This window comes from Polynucleobacter bastaniensis (assembly GCF_018882205.1).
GTDB lineage: Bacteria > Pseudomonadota > Gammaproteobacteria > Burkholderiales > Burkholderiaceae > Polynucleobacter > Polynucleobacter bastaniensis.
In genome coordinates, this window is sequence record NZ_JACVOU010000001.1 from 224,802 (window position 1) to 241,491 (window position 16,690).

At 44.3% G+C, this 16,690-nt stretch carries 19 protein-coding genes and 1 tRNA gene; 5 read left to right on the forward strand and 15 right to left on the reverse strand.

The genetic code is table 11. The features are described 5' to 3' along the window. Positions 1 to 168: 168 nt before the first annotated feature. On the reverse strand, positions 169 to 378 hold the full coding sequence (locus ICN22_RS01220; protein ID WP_216168507.1) for a hypothetical protein: 210 nt from the start codon (positions 376 to 378) through the stop codon (positions 169 to 171). 32 nt (positions 379 to 410) lie between these two features. Further along, positions 411 to 647, reverse strand: coding sequence for a CDGSH iron-sulfur domain-containing protein (locus ICN22_RS01225; protein ID WP_216168508.1), 237 nt, complete (start codon positions 645 to 647; stop codon positions 411 to 413). A 304-nt stretch (positions 648 to 951) separates the two neighbouring features. On the opposite strand from ICN22_RS01225, the gene ICN22_RS01230 reads away from it, so the two are divergent. Together ICN22_RS01230 and ICN22_RS01235 are read left to right on the forward strand one after the other, a co-directional pair. After that, complete coding sequence (locus ICN22_RS01230; protein ID WP_216168509.1) at positions 952 to 1,125, forward strand: hypothetical protein; 174 nt, start codon at positions 952 to 954, stop codon at positions 1,123 to 1,125. Next, positions 1,094 to 1,351: a hypothetical protein gene (locus tag ICN22_RS01235; protein ID WP_216168510.1), complete on the forward strand. Its 258-nt coding sequence runs from the start codon at positions 1,094 to 1,096 to the stop codon at positions 1,349 to 1,351. Before ICN22_RS01230 ends, ICN22_RS01235 begins: the two co-directional genes overlap by 32 nt. A 189-nt stretch (positions 1,352 to 1,540) precedes the next feature. Here the strand turns inward: ICN22_RS01235 and ICN22_RS01240 are convergent, their stop codons facing one another. From ICN22_RS01240 to ICN22_RS01250, 3 genes are all read right to left on the reverse strand, one after another. Beyond that, positions 1,541 to 1,816: a hypothetical protein gene (locus tag ICN22_RS01240; protein ID WP_216168511.1), complete on the reverse strand. Its 276-nt coding sequence runs from the start codon at positions 1,814 to 1,816 to the stop codon at positions 1,541 to 1,543. A gap of 192 nt (positions 1,817 to 2,008) precedes the next feature. After that, positions 2,009 to 2,437, reverse strand: a complete 429-nt coding sequence (locus ICN22_RS01245; RefSeq protein WP_216168512.1) for a bactofilin family protein — start codon at positions 2,435 to 2,437, stop codon at positions 2,009 to 2,011. Between the two features lie 114 nt (positions 2,438 to 2,551). Further along, the gene (locus ICN22_RS01250) at positions 2,552 to 2,812 is read right to left on the reverse strand and encodes a helix-turn-helix domain-containing protein (protein ID WP_216168513.1); all 261 of its coding nucleotides are present in this window, start codon (positions 2,810 to 2,812) and stop codon (positions 2,552 to 2,554) included. Between the two features lie 144 nt (positions 2,813 to 2,956). On the opposite strand from ICN22_RS01250, the gene ICN22_RS01255 reads away from it, so the two are divergent. After that, entirely contained in the window at positions 2,957 to 3,307 is a 351-nt protein-coding gene (locus ICN22_RS01255; protein WP_216168514.1) for a bactofilin family protein, read from the forward strand. A gap of 513 nt (positions 3,308 to 3,820) precedes the next feature. On the opposite strand, the gene ICN22_RS01260 is transcribed toward ICN22_RS01255, so the two are convergent. Then, entirely contained in the window at positions 3,821 to 4,375 is a 555-nt protein-coding gene (locus ICN22_RS01260) for an outer membrane protein (protein WP_216168515.1), read from the reverse strand. A gap of 28 nt (positions 4,376 to 4,403) precedes the next feature. Then, entirely contained in the window at positions 4,404 to 5,519 is a 1,116-nt protein-coding gene (locus ICN22_RS01265) for an SDR family oxidoreductase (RefSeq protein ID WP_216168516.1), read from the reverse strand. 351 nt (positions 5,520 to 5,870) lie between these two features. On the opposite strand from ICN22_RS01265, the gene ICN22_RS01270 reads away from it, so the two are divergent. Then, the gene (locus ICN22_RS01270; RefSeq protein ID WP_216168517.1) at positions 5,871 to 6,794 is read left to right on the forward strand and encodes a DUF6268 family outer membrane beta-barrel protein; all 924 of its coding nucleotides are present in this window, start codon (positions 5,871 to 5,873) and stop codon (positions 6,792 to 6,794) included. A gap of 167 nt (positions 6,795 to 6,961) precedes the next feature. Here the strand turns inward: ICN22_RS01270 and ICN22_RS01275 are convergent. The 8 genes from ICN22_RS01275 to def all read right to left on the reverse strand — a co-directional run bounded on the left by ICN22_RS01275 (position 6,962) and on the right by def (position 15,847). Further along, positions 6,962 to 7,037, reverse strand: a tRNA-Phe gene (locus ICN22_RS01275). Positions 7,038 to 7,149: 112 nt separating this feature from the next. Next, positions 7,150 to 9,354, reverse strand: a complete 2,205-nt coding sequence (locus ICN22_RS01280; protein WP_216168518.1) for an OsmC domain/YcaO domain-containing protein — start codon at positions 9,352 to 9,354, stop codon at positions 7,150 to 7,152. A gap of 107 nt (positions 9,355 to 9,461) precedes the next feature. Then, the gene (locus ICN22_RS01285) at positions 9,462 to 10,142 is read right to left on the reverse strand and encodes a response regulator (RefSeq protein WP_216168519.1); all 681 of its coding nucleotides are present in this window, start codon (positions 10,140 to 10,142) and stop codon (positions 9,462 to 9,464) included. A 2-nt stretch (positions 10,143 to 10,144) separates the two neighbouring features. Beyond that, positions 10,145 to 12,439, reverse strand: coding sequence for a sensor histidine kinase (locus tag ICN22_RS01290; RefSeq protein WP_216168520.1), 2,295 nt, complete (start codon positions 12,437 to 12,439; stop codon positions 10,145 to 10,147). Further along, positions 12,436 to 13,017 carry a DUF4390 domain-containing protein gene (locus ICN22_RS01295; protein ID WP_255533778.1) on the reverse strand — a complete coding sequence of 194 codons (582 nt, stop codon included), beginning with the start codon at positions 13,015 to 13,017 and terminating at the stop codon, positions 12,436 to 12,438. Before ICN22_RS01295 ends, ICN22_RS01290 begins: the two co-directional genes overlap by 4 nt. Next, on the reverse strand, positions 13,014 to 14,327 hold the full coding sequence (gene rsmB / locus ICN22_RS01300) for a 16S rRNA (cytosine(967)-C(5))-methyltransferase RsmB (RefSeq protein WP_216168521.1): 1,314 nt from the start codon (positions 14,325 to 14,327) through the stop codon (positions 13,014 to 13,016). Before rsmB ends, ICN22_RS01295 begins: the two co-directional genes overlap by 4 nt. A 1-nt stretch (position 14,328) precedes the next feature. Beyond that, entirely contained in the window at positions 14,329 to 15,324 is a 996-nt protein-coding gene (fmt, locus tag ICN22_RS01305; protein ID WP_216168522.1) for a methionyl-tRNA formyltransferase, read from the reverse strand. 7 nt (positions 15,325 to 15,331) lie between these two features. Beyond that, entirely contained in the window at positions 15,332 to 15,847 is a 516-nt protein-coding gene (gene def, locus ICN22_RS01310; RefSeq protein WP_216168523.1) for a peptide deformylase, read from the reverse strand. 71 nt (positions 15,848 to 15,918) lie between these two features. On the opposite strand from def, the gene dprA reads away from it, so the two are divergent. Then, the gene (gene dprA / locus ICN22_RS01315; RefSeq protein WP_216168524.1) at positions 15,919 to 16,617 is read left to right on the forward strand and encodes a DNA-processing protein DprA; all 699 of its coding nucleotides are present in this window, start codon (positions 15,919 to 15,921) and stop codon (positions 16,615 to 16,617) included. Positions 16,618 to 16,690: the final 73 nt, after the last annotated feature.

The window sequence follows — 16,690 nt, forward strand, 5'->3', positions numbered from 1 at the left end:
AACCAAGAGTTTGAACCTTAATACTTATCCTGAGATATGACAACTTGATTACAAGTTGTTAAATGTCGTTTAAAACGACATCACCAACACCGACCATGGATTAGCGTCACTTAAATAGACGGTTAACCAACGCAAGAATAACAATCATCTGATTTGCCTTTAGAGACCCTACTCATGTGACCACTCATAGTCAATATCGATAATCTCTAAAACATAGCCATATTTGTCTAGGCAAAGCTGATTCCAAGCAATCACGAAGTCTTTGATATTGATATCACAATGGTAACGATTTAACAAATGAATCAAGCTATGGTCCTTTATTTCCACTTGTCCGTTAGTGGTCTTTACGGTCACTGCTTTGGCATGCTTAAAACTCATCCTGACCTCCGATAGATTTATATTGTCAATACCTAGAGGGAGAAGTGGGTGCCATCACATAGCGGCGCATTAGCTGATTGCTTGCAACCACAAAAATACACCGTCATATTTTCTGTAGCAACAAATTCCAAAGGCATCATTTCGGTTCTTTGATGCGAGCCATCACAAAACGGTTGGCTTTCACTTAAGCCACAGGTGCACCAATAATAAGTCTGGTCTTTGATAACTTCTACAGGATATGGCTCGTTCTTGGCAGTTTTTATTTCCATAGCAATCCCTCCGGCATTTAACTCACCTAGATTTAATTTAATCTCTATCGCCCCTATTAGCAATTGTTAACAATAAATTCATTTAAAAAGTGAGCAATTACTCATTACATTGAATTCTTTGGATGCAATGCAATAGATTTTCACCAGATAAAAAACTTAAAAATTTATTAGACAGCTCCTTCATTTTGGAGCAGACTAAATTTCTGCTGATGAGTTGTTTGGTCACCCCATGGTCCTGTTTCGATACAGCGTGACCTAAGCAATTTATTGGCAACCAAATTAAGTTTTTGAATTGGAGAGCGCAATGAATACAAGGCAACTAGAGATCGAAGAAGACAGTCTTCCAGAGAAGTTTTTTGAACTCCAAAGCAATGAATTGGTGCAAGAGCGATTAATCTGGCAACACTTAACCAAGCGAAAAATTAATGAAATGAACCATATTCCAGATGAAGACTATGCAGACTGGGGTGATGATTAAATCGTTTGATATGAAGCTATTGGTCTATCGTTATCGGTATGGGAGTGATCAAGCGGCTAACCACGCTCATATGCCCCCTTACTATGCAACTTTAGAATATATCGAGCATTTAATAGGTGCTAACGCTATTAAAGATCAAAGTATAGAAGTCGATGAGTCAGACTTAGATAGCCTAGGTCGAATCGCCATTGACGAAAAAGTTAATAGCCGACCGCATACAGATTAATGCGGCTAAAAATCCTACTTAAGCGGCAAAAAGTACCAGTCTAATTTGCCTGTATCGCTAGAGCAAAACAGCACAGTATTAAAAATAGCCATAAAGAATCGGTATTTGACATAAGCGCTCCTCTAAAAGATTGACTCATTTATTACTGTGCATAATCTGTGCCATTTTGAATCCTAAAACTCGCCACTGTTACAGGCCATTTTTATCCCGATAGTCTTTGACCATTTTGTTGGTGACATTAGAGGGATAGCAAAGAAGAGCGAGCCTGCCGGTTTTTGAATAGGCACTATTAAGGCCGCACTGACCACCGCTGGGCGATTTACTGTAGGGGCATGGGCAGGACTTTCCATAATCTTGGATCGACTGTTGGATCAAGGTCGTTTTGATTTCTCTATCTGAGATCCTGTCATCAGCCATAGACCATGTTGCGCCCAATATAAAGGTCATAAATATCAGAAATTTCATAGGATCCTCCTGAGTTTTTACTCTTCTGTGAATTAAGCTATATAAACATTTAAATTGGTCGTTTTAAACGACACGCCAAGCACTGACCCTAGGTAAGCGTCGCTTAAATGGACGCAGGACCAGCACAAAGATGTTTAATTGTTCCGTCCTTTTAAAGGACAGTTCTTGAAATATTTAATTCATTGGAAGTGATTATCTAGCCAACTTTTTAGTAAGCCCAAAGTCGATTACATCCGAACTGTTGATTTGAGCCTCATCTAAACCCTCACAAGACAACAATCCATTAACCCTAGCATCCGGATGAATATCTAAAGTTTTATAGCGAATATTTCCCTCAATGACTGCGGTGGGATAAACCGTCATTTTTTCGGTAACAGTGATTGATCCTTTTACTGTGCCAGCAACAATTAAATTGGTGTAGTTCAGATCACCTGTTAATACTCCAAGCTTATCGATATAAAGCGTAGCATGACTATCAACTGCTTCAGCAATATCTCCAATTAGGCGACCAGCTAAACAGACATTGCCATTGCCCTCAAGGTTGCCATGAACCTTAGAGCCCACACCGATCTCATTGGTAAAGGTAAGGTGATGATTGGTTGATTTATAAGATTCAAACATCTATGTCTCCTGCTTACGATCACAATCTAAATGCAACTATATGCCAGATTGAAGACTATTTAAAATATATGGGGGGGTTGTTTTGGTGCAGAAAATAGTAAAGTAAGCGAACACTTAGCTTGGTAAGGTCTTTGTTTCTAGATAGTCAGACTCTTCTAAATTTAAATACTTCCCAACTCTTTTGGCCGCGTGTATCTTAATTACCATTGTGTAGAAGGTAAAAAAGGTGTCTGACTCTTCTAACTCTTTGATATGCCACTTTCTGAGACAGACAACCTCTGCAAGTTCTTCATAGCTTAAGCCCCGCTCCTCACGGGCAGTTCTTAATACCCCTCCTATGATGCGTTGATCTATATTCAGTTTTTTCTTTCGCATTATTTATTACTAAGGCTGTAATTTACTTATGCTATGTTCTTTTTGTGAATCATTTATTACCTAGGAACAAATTTAGTGTTTTTTAAAGACTCCTCCCCCATTCAACCAACAGAAACAGAAAATAAGCTGTTACAAAACATCCCTATGGCTACATCACCAATCACTCAAAATCAAGCCTCCTTTAACAGCAATGACTTAGCCGTTGGAGAAGGCGTGGTGCTAAACGGCACCCTGGAAGTTCCGAATATGGCTTTGGTCTCAGGAGTCATTAATGGAGATTTAAAAGTTCGATCATTAATTGTCGGAAGCACAGGCAAAATTGAGGGCAAGATCGATTGCCAGATAGCGGATATTGCCGGTCATGTAAAGGATGATCTTCGCGTTCATGAATTACTCGTTGTTAGAGCAAGCTCGACCATTTCTGGCAATATCTTTTATAAAGATATTGATATTGAAAGAGGCGCCAAAATTACTGGTCAACTATCTATGTTGTAAGTTTTGTCGTTTTAAACGACACGCCAAGCGCAGAGCCTAGATCAGCGTCGCTTAAATCGACACTTGACCAACGTAGGGATGACAAATCCCCAATAGATAAAGCGTCTTTTTAAAGAACGCTTCTAGTCGAGGGGGAAGTTGGAAGACTTGGGGAAATGGTGCCAGATCGCGGCCTACACTAGAGATTCTATGAGCCACTTCCGGTGTTCGGAGAATTCTTGGTGGCCCGGGGCGGAATCGAACCACCGACACAAGGATTTTCAACCCGTTCAGCTAGACCGATTTCGCTTTTCAATCATCTGGTTCTCCCACCATGTGAAAACTTTGTTCACAAAATCAACATGCCCTTTCTATGGGATTGATTTGAAAGAAGTATTTGACCGACACAAGGAGTGCGGCAGTTAATGCGTCAGTCATGAGGCTTGACTGGCGCGGGGATGGAACATCCTTGGAGTGCTCGCCACCGCTACATGAAGTGTCTTTTTAATAGACCAGCAAAGAAAATACTTGATCCTAGAATCTCCAACCTAATGAGATGCCATAACTGTTGATATTGACCTTATCACTAGAGCCATCACCCCAGTCAACGCTTTTATAGTTTTGCTGAGAAACCTCAACCCTTGTAAACAGATTCTTAGTAATCAAGTATTCAGCGCCAATACCGTAGCTCGGTCCATTCATCCACTGGTAGTAGCCAGGCGAAGAATATTTTGACCATGACCATCCTAGCTTGGCATATGCCATGAGTTTTTCAGTTATCGCATAGCCCACTTTTCCACCCGCCTCTATTGGTCTATGAGCATCAGGGTCTGTGCCAGTAGTATCAGTTGTGCCTAAGTCGTAATTACCATAAACACCTACTAACCAACTATCTGAAATTGCTTTGTTAGCATCAGCAGTTATAGAGGGTATACCACTTCTAGAGGTAATAGAGCCACCAGGAGTGGACTTATCAGTAATTGAATTTAAAGCGTAGTCAATAGATAAGCCAAATCCTTCAAAATTTTGTGATTGCGCAAAGGCCGCAGGACTCAGTAATACCAATAATAAAATAACTATTTTTTTCAAAACCACTCCTTAAATTCTTTTTTAAATATTACTTGTAATCGAACTTCATTTGCTCAGAAATCAAAATATCTTTACTGGTAAGCTCACAAAGTCCCGCGTACTTTGCTAATGGAGTGGACTCACTCATTCCCTCTTCAATCAATCTTTGATTATCAAAAGCAAGTTCAAGGGTTGAAAAGTTTCCATAAGTTTTAATTGCTTTAGCCACAAGGCGTCGATTACATTCGCCAAGAAGTGTTTTAAATTGATTCTTCATGAGAAGTATCTGCTCATATGATTTTTGTTTATAACCCTCTATCTTTGACCTGCCTGTAGCTTTAGCAATATCTTCATCAATTTCAGCAAAACTAGAAGAGCATTTCTCCCCAGCTGAGATATGGTACGAGTCATATTTTAGCTTTGGTTTAGTTAAAAGCAAATAAAGGGCATCGGCACAATAATCTACTGGAACTACATCAATCCTTTGTTCTAAGGTGCAAGGGAATGCTTTTAGTGCCAACGCCATTCTAAAAACCCAAAAGATACTTCCCGATGGCTTACAACCTAACTTGGTGTGCCCAACAACAATTGACGGTCTCGCTATTATCAAAGGCAAGTTTGGCAACTCTTCCTTTAGGCGTTGCTCAACTTCATATTTGCTATGCGTGTACTCTAAAAAATGCTGTGTGTTTTTACCGCGGTTATAGCCCTCGGGAACGGGATTTGGTGAATCCAAGCCACAAGCCATTGCGGTACCAATGTGAAGAAATCTTTTTAACTTACACCGATGACTTAGGCCATGGGCCATATTTAAAACCCCATCTACATTCGTAGGCCAAATAGAGGGGTTGTTACCAAAAGATGCCACTGCGGCAGAGCTCACCACATTTTCAATGTAGCTCAGGCGTGGGTCATCAATCCAGCGATTCACAACATTTAAATCACCGCACAGAATCTGCTCTAGCCTAAGTTTTAATAACTGATCCGTTTTAATGCCATGATTTCTGAGTGTATCAACCAACCTCACCAAGCCCTCTTCAGGTTTTGATGAGCGAATTAAAAAAATTACGTCTTCAACTTCACCACAAGCAAGGAGCTTGGCTACCAAAGCTCCGCCAATAAATCCATTTGCTCCTGTAATCAGTATTTTGGGTTGGAAAATCATTAGTGCGACCATCTAGTAGAGTCGATTGATTATAATGAGTAACTCAAAAATTGTTTTAAACGACATGACCGACACAGGGATGACAAATCCCCAATAGATAAAGTGTCCTTTTAAAGGACGATTCAATATGGGGATATCCAGAGGAAATGGTGCCAGACCGCGGCTAACACTAGAGATTCTATGGACCAACTCTAATGTTTTGAGAATTCTTGGTGGCCCGGGGCGGAATCGACCAGCACCTGAGGATATCTAGACATAAAAACTGTCGTTTAAATAGATATTTTTAATATTAGGGGCTTGTGATTGCATTTTATACAACCTTGGATTCTAGAAAACAATTATCCTAAGACCATGAAAAAATATTTGTCCTCCTTAAGCATATCCTTGATCTGGTTTGGAATTCCTATGGTAGGCCATGCCCAACCTGATGGAGTCGCACAAAATGATGCTATTAAGGCTACGGTTAGTGTTACGGGAATAAACCAATTTAATACCAGCCTAAATACGGGTGGGAATTTTGGGTTGTCTAGTGCTGGCGCCTCGCTCAATTTGCTGAAACCCATTTCAGCGGCAACTTCAATTGGTGTCTCTGTTCGCTATGACAGCCAGTTTTGGAACTGGAGCAATATGAATAGCTACGGCTATAGTGGGAAGAGTCCATGGACGACGATTAGCACTCCAGCACTGGGCCTCAGCTATTCTCACAAACTCGACTCTGATTGGAGGCTAAACTTTATTCCCACAATAGAGTCTTCTGCGGAGACTGGCGCCAATCTAAATAACTCCCTTACTTATGGCGCTATTTTTAATGGCTCAAAAGAACTCTCGCCCACCTTAAATCTTGGCCTGGGTACTGGCGTCTATCGCCAGATTGATGCGAACCGACTATTTCCATTTATTGTGATTGATTGGAAGATCTCTGATCGCTGGAATCTAAATAATCCATTCCCAGGTGGTCCAGCGGGTGGCGCAGGTCTGGAGCTAACCTATAAGGTTACTAGTGACTTTAAAGTGTCGGGCGGTGCAGCCTATAGAAGCTATCGCTTTCGCCTAAATGACTCAGGCCCTTACGCTGGTGGCGTTGGTCAAAACAAGTTCATTCCCGTATTTGCCAAGTTTTCCTATGCGATTGATAGAACCACAGCCCTAGATCTTTACGCCCTTGCAAATATGGGAGGAAGTGTGACTGCCACTAACACCAATGGCAATACTGCCTTTAGCACCAATTACAGAACCGCTCCCGCAGTCGCTTTAAACCTCGTTAAGCGTTTTTGATTTCAGCGCCAAAGTTGTCGTTTTAAACGACATCGACTGACGCAGGGATGTTTAATTGATTCGTCCCTTTAAAGGACAGTTCATGATGGGGATATCCGAGACTAATGGCGCCTAATCCTGCGAGCCCACAAAAGAAAATAGCCCAACAAGTGGGCTATTGAGATTCTTGGTGGCCCGGGGCGGAATCGAACCACCGACACAAGGATTTTCAATCCTCTGCTCTACCGACTGAGCTACCAGGCCAAGAGTTGGGAATTATAAATGAAAGTGTGTTCCCGCCGGAAAATCGGGCTAATTCCACTTAAGTCTTGGATAAATACTAATATTACGCGGCCGGGAGCTCTTGCTTCAAGGCCTAGCTGGTAGTGACTGTCAACTTAGCTCTAGCGGCATGTATTTTTCTATAGCTGTCGATCAAGCGGTGATGCCTATCAAGGCCCTCCAGCTTCATGCTTGTAGGGGTCAAGCCATAGAAGCGGGTAGTTCCATCTACGGACCCCACTACAGCATCCATTCTCTCGTTACCAAACATTCTTCGTAAATTGACTATGTAATTATCAAGCTCTAAGTCATCATCTAGCGCTATCTCTAATACTGCATTTAAAGCCTGATAAAACAATTTACGCTCGACTGTATTGTCGTTGTACTGAAGGAAAGCGCCAACGAGCTCATGAGCCTCATCAATTTGCCTCAAAGCAAGATGAATAAGTAGCTTTAACTCCAACACTGTGAGCTGACCCGAGGGTGTATTTTCATCAAACTCGATACCGATTAGCGTGGCGATGTCACCGTGCTCATCTAGCTCATTATTTTCTAAACGCTCAAGTAGTGAGCTTAGACTTTCGTCATCTAAATTCGATATATTTAAAATATCGGGGCGAAATAGCAATGCTTTATTCGTGTTGTTCCAAACTAAATCCTCAATTGGGTAAACCTCGGAGTAGCCTGGCACTAAGATTCGACATGCTATTGCCCCTAGCTGGTCATACACCGCAAGGTAAGCTTCTTTGCCAATAGATTTAAGAATGCCGAACAAGGTTTCTGCCTCTTCTTCATTCGAGTTTTCACCTTTGCCGGAGAAGTCCCATTCAACAAACTCATAGTCTGATCTTTTACTAAAGAAACGCCAAGAGACGATGCCGCTTGAATCAATAAAATGCTCAACAAAATTATTTGGCTCAGCAACTGCTTCACTTATAAAAGTAGGCGGGGGTAAATCATTGAGGCCCTCTAGGCTACGCCCCTGAAGTAGCTCAGTCAAACTCCGCTCCAATGCCACCTCTAAACTGGGATGTGCGCCGAACGAAGCAAATACGCCACCTGTTCTTGGGTTCATCAAGGTAACGCACATGACTGGATATACGCCACCCAGTGAAGCGTCCTTTACCAATACTGGAAAGCCCTGCTCCTCAAGGCCCTGAATGCCTGCCAAGATACCGGGGTACTTTGCAAGCACCTCCTGCGGAACATCCGGCAAGGAAATCTCACGCTCAAGGATTTCACGTTTAACTGCTCGCTCAAATATCTCAGATAAGCACTGCACTTGGGCTTCAGCCAGCGTATTGCCAGCGCTCATACCATTACTGACATAGAGGTTTTCAATCAGGTTCGATGGAAAATACACAGTCTCACCATCTGACTGGCGTATAAAAGGCAAGGAACAAATCCCGCGCTCGCCATTACCAGAATTGGTATCAATTAAATGTGAGCCACGTAACTCGCCATCAGCGTTAAAAATTCCGAGGCAATACTCATCCAGTATTTCTTTGGGTAAGGCATCTTTAGGGCCCTGCTTAAACCAGCGCTCATTCGGGTAGTGAACAAAAGCACTATTAGCGATCTCTTCGCCCCAGAATGCACCTGCATAGAAATGGTTATTGCTCAGTCGCTCGATATACTCGCCTAAGGCTGAAGCAAGGGCGCTTTCTTTTGTAGAGCCTTTGCCATTGGTAAAGCACATTGGTGAGTGAGCATCGCGAATATGCAAAGACCATACATTCGGAATTAAATTGCGCCATGAGGCGATTTCAATCTTCATTCCCAGATTGGCCAACACGCCAGACATATTGGCAATAGTTTGTTCTAGCGGTAAATCCTTGCCGGCAATATAAGTGCTCAAGTTTGGATCTGGCTTTAAAGCCAATAAAGTTTGCGCATCTGCACCTAGGTTTTTAACTACTTCAATGACAAACTCTGGGCCTGCTTGCACTACCTTCTTCACGGTGCAGCGCTCGATGGAGCGCACAATGCCCTGACGATCGTTGGCAGAAATATCTTCTGGCAGTTCAACCTGAATTTTGAAAATCTGTTGGTAACGATTTTCTGGGTCGACAATATTATTTTGAGAAAGACGAATGTGCTCAGTTGAGATATTGCGCGTATCGCAATACAGCTTTACAAAATAAGCGGCACACAAGGCTGACGAAGCTAAGAAATAATCAAAAGGCCCCGGAGCTGAACCGTCACCTTTGTAACGGATGGGCTGATCAGCAATTACCGTAAAGTCATCGAACTTGGCTTCAAGGCGTAGCTTATCGAGAAAATTAACCTTTATTTCCATGGGAATAATTCCGAAATGATATGGGCGCTATTATCCGTCGCAACGCTGATGCCGTGTGCTGTATCAACAGCCTCTAGATCATTCGCGGCAATGATGGGTAAAGCGCCTTATTGTTCAGTTTTATTGCGCGAGGTGTCGATTCCCAAAGCTTTTAGCTTGCGATATAGGTGGGTACGCTCTAGGCCAGTGTATTCAGAAATTTTGGTCATGCTGCCACCCATGATGATCATTTGATGCTCGAAGTACGCTTTTTCGAATAAGTCCCTGGCTTCGCGAAGCGGCAAATCAAAATAGGTTTTTGCAATCCCGCTGATGTACTCACCACTCTGAACTTGAGAGGCCTGTTCGCTGACCACTGCTTTTGTACTTGGGCTTGATGAAAGCGCCACTGACACTTTTTCTTCGGCGGACTCAACATACTTAGGCGAGCTTTCTAAGGCCTTGCTAACCGTCTTAAGTAACTTTTGGAGTGCAATTGGCTTTTCTAAGAAATTGAGTGCGCCTATACGAGTGGCTTCAACAGCTGTATCAATCGTGGCATGTCCTGACATCATCACTACAGGCATAGTGAGCTGCCCAGTCTTAGACCACTCTTTCAATAAACTAATTCCATCGACATCTGGCATCCAAATATCAAGCAAGACAAGGTCTGGGCGCATTTGTTCACGAATTTTACGAGCCTGCATAGCGCTCTCAGCCGCATACACGGTGTGGCCCTCATCCGTCAGAATCTCATTGAGAAGCTCACGAATCCCCATCTCATCGTCGACTACCAGAATACTTGCCATTCTTATGCTGCCTCTTTTGCCAGATTCATAAACAATATTGATACTTTTGCACCGATTACCTCATCCGCCTGCATGCGGTTGCGGATTTCGATTTTGGCTCCGTGATCATCTACTATTTTCTTCACTACCGCCAATCCCAATCCAGTGCCCTTACTCTTCGTTGTTACATAGGGCTCAAAGGCTCTTGCCAATATCTTAGCTGGAAAACCTGAGCCGCTATCACTTATTGTTAAACGCACTGCATTTTGTGGCACACCATTCAATTCGCCATAAGGCACTAATTCTGTTTTTACTTCAACCGGCTCAGATTGATGAGCGCCCTCAAGAGTAGCATCTTGGGCATTTTGCAAAAGATTATGAATAATTTGTCTGAGTTGCGTTGGGTCGCCCATAATATTTGGGGTGCGTGGGTCCAGCTGGGTCTTTATGGGGCTTCCTTCATACAAACCCAGAATCTCTTGTGTCAAAGTGTTGATCGAAACAGGCTTCAGTTGCGGGCTTGGCGTCTTGGCAAAGTCCCTGAAATCATTCACCATTTGTTTCATGGCCTGTACCTGCCCAATGATGGTTTCCGTACTGCGATTCATCATCTCCTCCTGCTCAGGGCTCAACTTGCCGGCCAACTTATGCTGCAACCTCTCTGCTGAGAGCTGTATTGGGGTTAATGGATTCTTAATCTCATGGGCTAAACGTCTAGCCACCTCACTCCAAGCAATCGAGCGCTGTGCACTCACTACGTCAGTGATGTCATCAAACACCACCATACGCAGATCTGGGGTCAATTCAGTGCCACGAATAAACAAAGTAACGCCAAGTTCGTTTTCAAACTCGTTCGTACTATGAAGCTGAATCTGCTTTTGCCATACTGGCGCTGATGTATCTTTATCTTTTGCTGTTTGATCACCTTCTACGCCGACAGCCAGCTTCATGGTGGCAAACCCCTCTTTAATGGCTTGATCAAACTCGATAAGGCTGGGGCTATCACTCAATGGGCGCCCATCCATTTGTGTTAAATCTTGTCCAAAGATACGATCAGCTCCAGCATTACTAGAAACCATATTGAAATTCTTATCGAAGATGCAAACGCCGGCAGTTAAGTTACCCAATACTGTTTCCAAAAATGATTTAGACTCTTGTAGGGAAGTTCTGGTGTCGGCAAGCTGACGGGTCATCACATTAAATTGGCGCGTCAACATTCCTAGCTCGTCACCCGTATCTAACTCGGGCTTGGGTGATAAATCGCCCTGAGCCACAGCCTGCGTTCCTTTTAAAAGCATCAGTAGGGGCCGAGCCAGCTGACGACCCAGAATTAAGGCCAAAGTAACAGCAACAAATAAGGCAAAGAACAGGGTTAAGGTCAAGGTACCCACAAACATTTTTCGCAAACCGGTCCGGCCCAATGACTTCTCTTGATAGTCGCTATAGGCTGACTCAACCGCAACAATATTCTTAGCTAACGGCCCAGGAATGAATCGCACTAACTGCAAAAAATATTTATCTTCTATATCTTTGCCAGAGGCCTGTTTTTTACGAATAATCGGCACAATCGCTCTGACTCGATAACCGCGCTGGCCACCATCCACCTCAATTTGATCTATAAAAGTGGCACCCTTCTTTTTAAAAGCGTCTGCAATCACCTCGGAGCCGGGTGCAGGAAAATATTTATTAGGCCGTGACTCGCTTGTCAATATTAGACTACGCCCAATGTTAAATAGGCTTACCTCTTGAATACCAAATTGGTTGCGAGCCCTCATCACTATAGCTGCAACCTGCTCTGAGCTAGTGCCTGAGGGAACTGCGACGATTTGCTCGGCAATATAGTTTCCCTCGGCCAGAATTTCTTCTTGGGCAACCCGTAAGGTAACGCGCCCTAATTCAAGGCCGGCATCCAGTGCGGACTCTACTTGAACATCGAACCAGGTTTCAATACTGCGGGATACGAACTGAAGAGAAACTCCATACAAAATTAATCCCGGGACAACACCAACTAATGCAAAAATCATTGCCAACTTTGCGACTAAGCGGGTTCCAAAGCGACCCTTACGCCAACGAATCGCAATCACAATCACCAGGGTCAAAATGACCAATGTCAGACAGATTCCAACCACCACATTGGCTGCATAAAGCCAAATAAAGTAATTATCGAAAAACTCGGTATTGGACGTTGCAATTGATAAAAGTGCCAACAATAAAAGCGCAAAGGCGCCAATCAACACCATGGCCATGGGCAACGCACGCCTTTTCCAGTCATCTTTCTCAAACGCATTTGACCCAATGAAGTCTAAAGATATCTTCATCGTTTAATCAAGTTAGGGCCATTTGGTGAAAACGGAAAGCGCACCCAGTCGCTTGAGATATTCCAATCGCGATTGTTGAGCGCATTTACCTGAAATGGCTTGGGCAGCTTACTTAAGTCTAAGCTCATTCTTAACGCTGCAGTGTAAGACTTACTCGAATCAATTTGACTGCCATCAATTACACGCCAACCCCCAATACTTCCCACGGCTTGCAAAGCCTCAAATATCGTGTTCGCGGAAAAGGTAAAGCCTTCGGAAGCAATGCGGTATTGCTGAGTCATTGGCTGATAAGAGAGGCGTATTGATCGCTGAGCAAGCGCAGGCCTTTCATCAAACCAATACCAACGCGACCGCGTTAAATCAAACTCAGTTTGGAAATACAAAACAATGCCTTTTTGAACAGCATCTTCTAAGCCCGGGGTTAGCTCAATCTTAAATGTGGCACTCAGAAGCCAATCGTTATCCACCCGCTCCAGATCGGCGGTTTTAAGCTTAATTCCCTCTGCACTTGCCGCGACAGAAAATAGGCTCAGAGCCATCAAAACACAAAGGGTGAATTGTTTAATGCCTTGGCTCATGGCCCATTTTTCTTAAACAAAGCATAGTAAAAACCGTCATTTAGCTCAGCAGGCAAAATTTGCCCAGGTGCGCCTAATCGTAATGCATCAGCATGCTCTGCAGCAAACCACGTCGCCTGCTCCTCACCCTCCTCTGGGAAGACAGAGCAAGTTACATATAAAAGTGTGCCGCCGATCTTCAGGATCTTCCAGGCTTGCTCCAAAATAGCGCGCTGCCTCAGTTGCAAGGCCTTAATATCAGCCTCACGCCGCAAAAACGGAATATCCGGGTGCCTTGCAACAATGCCCGAGGCAGAGCAAGGCGCGTCCAAAAGAATTTTGTCAAATAACTTGCCATCCCACCATGCTGCCTTTGAGGCATCGCCACGCACCACGCGAACGGCATCAGACTGCAGGCGCAAGCGGTCTAAGTTACCGCCGATTTTTCCGAGGCGCTCACCGTCCAACTCCAAAGCAGTCATATCGCATTGTGCCAACTCTAGTAAGTGGGCAGTTTTTCCACCAGGTGCAGCACAGGCATCCAATATATGCTCACCCGGTTTAGGATCCAGCAATACAGCCGCAATTTGTGCGCCCGCATCTTGAACAGAGACCGCGCCACTATAAAAGCCCGGTAAGTCTGAAACTGGTACCGCCTCATGTAATAACAAAGCAGAATCTAATATGACTCCAGCAACACTATCAATTGGTTCGGCTGCGATACCAGCCTCATGCAATATCTCTTGATATCCCTTGCGCGTATGTTGTTGAGCATTTACCCGCAAAACCAAGGGGGCTCGTTGAGCCTGCTGAATCAGCATGGCTTGCCAGGCTTTTGAATAGTTTCTCTTCAAGCTAGCTCGCCACCAGGGCGGGAAAAACATGGGAATGGGGTCTGGTGGGTAAGGCTTATCATTCTCAGCCTGCACCGCGAGGCTCACCTTGCGAAGTACTGCATTCACCAGACCCTTGGCATACATCGTTGGCTCATATTCACTACAAGCTTTTACAGCTTGATCAACGATCGTATGCGCTGCATAACCCTTGCCATCAGACCCACTTTGCAAAAATAAAGCAATCGCAACACTTAATAAGTGCTCCACCTCTGGTGGAGGCGTCTTTGGAATAAATTGCTGAATGAACTCATGTGATCTCACCCACTTGCGTAAGGCATCAAATGTGAGACTTTGAACAATCGGCCGCTCATGGGCCTCGAGCTGATCCAACACTTCGGTAAGCGATCGACCCACCATCACTTCACCAATTGCTTGCGCAGAAATAGTGATTGCCTCTGATAGCGGAAGACTGCGTGGTGTTTTTTGATCGGTCAAATTACTCTTTCTTGAACTGCATTATTTTTTCCTGCGTACGATAGCCCTGCAAACAAGTACTCGCGCTATTTTTTTTTCCGCCAGGCTTTTGCATCTCTAAGATTTCAATCACGCCATCGCCGCACTGAACATACACACCATCTTCACTAAAGCCCGAGATCTGTCCTGGGGTGGCATCTTGGTATATTTCCGCCTTACTAGGCAAACAAGAATTCCAAAATTTCATTTGCTCACCATTCAAACTGCTGGTGGATCCAGGAAATGGATTGAATGCTCGAATACGTCGATCGATTTCTATAGCGCTTAAATGCCAGTCAATTTCAGCTTCACTCTTTAATATTTTTTCTGCATAAGTAACTCCTTCTATAGGCTGCGGAGTTCTTGAGATCGCAATGCCTTCGCTTAAGTCATTCAGAGTATTAACCATCAACTCGGCACCCAAGGCTGCTAAACGGTCATGTAGTGATGCGCTAGTTTCTTGAGGTGTGATTTTTAGATCGCCCACAAGAACGGTATCGCCAGTATCGAGGCCCGCATCCATTTGCATGATGCTCACACCCGTGAGGGCATCACCGCTCTCAATTGCGCGCTGTATTGGTGCTGCACCACGCCACCTTGGTAGCAGAGAGGCATGAATATTAAAGCAACCATGCCTCCCATTCTGAGAAGCAAGATCAAGAATGACTTGAGGAAGAATTAGTCCGTAAGCAACAACTACCATTGCATCAAAATCAATGTCGAATAAATATTGAAACGCCTCTTGAGCTGTCGTTCTTTTCTGCAAGTCTGCATGATTCTGCTTGAGCGTTTCGGGCTGTAACACCGGAATATTTTTCTCTTGTGCAAATACTTTTACAGGGCTCGCTTGAAGATGCATGCCGCGACCTGCACGACGATCTGGCTGCGTTAGCGCTAGCACAATTTGATGGCCAGATTTTTCTATTGCACGCATTGCTTGTGCAGCAAACTCCGGAGTGCCAGCAAAAACAATTTTCATTGGGCGCTTAGCGCTCGCCTACTAATTCTTTTGCGCGCTTTTTCATCTTGAGAGAAATACGATTGCGCTTCAACATCGAGAGGTACTCAACAAATACCTTGCCTTGCAAGTGATCCATCTCATGCTGCAAACAAACTGCTAACAAGCCGTCTGCCTCGACTTCAAATTCTTCGCCGTTGATATCTAGCGCCTTAACTCGGACGACTGCTGGGCGATCTACTTCATCATAATATTCAGGCACAGAGAGGCAGCCCTCGCGCCAAGATTTTTTTTCTGTGCTTGCCCAAACTAACTCTGGATTAATAAACACCATGAGTTGATCTTGGTTGTCAGAAATATCAATTACGACTATGCGCTCATGAACGTCTACCTGGGTTGCAGCTAAACCAACACCGGGAGCCTCGTACATTGTCTCGGCCATATCGGCCACAATTTTTTTGATGCGCGCATCTACCATCGCTACAGGTTTGGCAACCTTATGTAGGCGTGGATCTGGATAACAAAGGACGGTTAATAAAGCCATATCGGAATTATCCAACAGAGTAATCAGACTGTCCCGATAGTTCTCTGTAGCCCCATGCTGAAAATTGCCATATGCGCACACCTAAAAATCCAAACATCATCCAAATTCATCGAAATACCCCCGACTACCCAGCTCGTCTCTTGGATTTATCTGATCCGCCCAATTCACTCTATATATATGGGGATATACGCCTATTAGATTTACCCATGATTGCCATTGTGGGGTCACGCGCTGCTAGCCCGGAAGGAATCAAGAATGCTTACTATTTTGCGCAAGCCCTATCTGCCGAGGGCTTTCTCATTATTTCCGGACTGGCCAGAGGTGTTGATGGGGCGGCTCACCGAGGCGCACTTGGGCAAAATCAAGTGCATCGAACCATAGCGGTGTGCGGTAGTGGGCTAGATATTGTGTATCCACGAGAGCATTTAGTTCTGGCCCAAGCCATCGCCAACAGTGGGCTCTTGGTGTCTGAGCTAGCTCCAGGTCTGGGGCCAAAAGCTTGGCACTTCCCGCGCAGGAACCGCATCATTGCGGCCTTGTCTCTTGGAATACTCGTGATTGAGGCGGCCGAGCGCTCTGGTTCGCTCATTACAGCCAGGCTGGGTTGTGAGCTTGGTCGTGAGATTTTTGCGATTCCTGGGTCAATACACAGCCCACTTTCTAAGGGCTGCCATCAACTACTGCAGCAAGGCGCCAAGCTAGTTCAATCCCCACAAGATATCCTCGAGGATCTGCCAAAATGGTCAAAAACCTCATTTAAAGACATTTAAAATGCTATTTTAAGAAAAAATTGGGGCTTTAATAGGGTCTCGCCAAAGCCCCAAAAATGAGGTTTTTGGACTT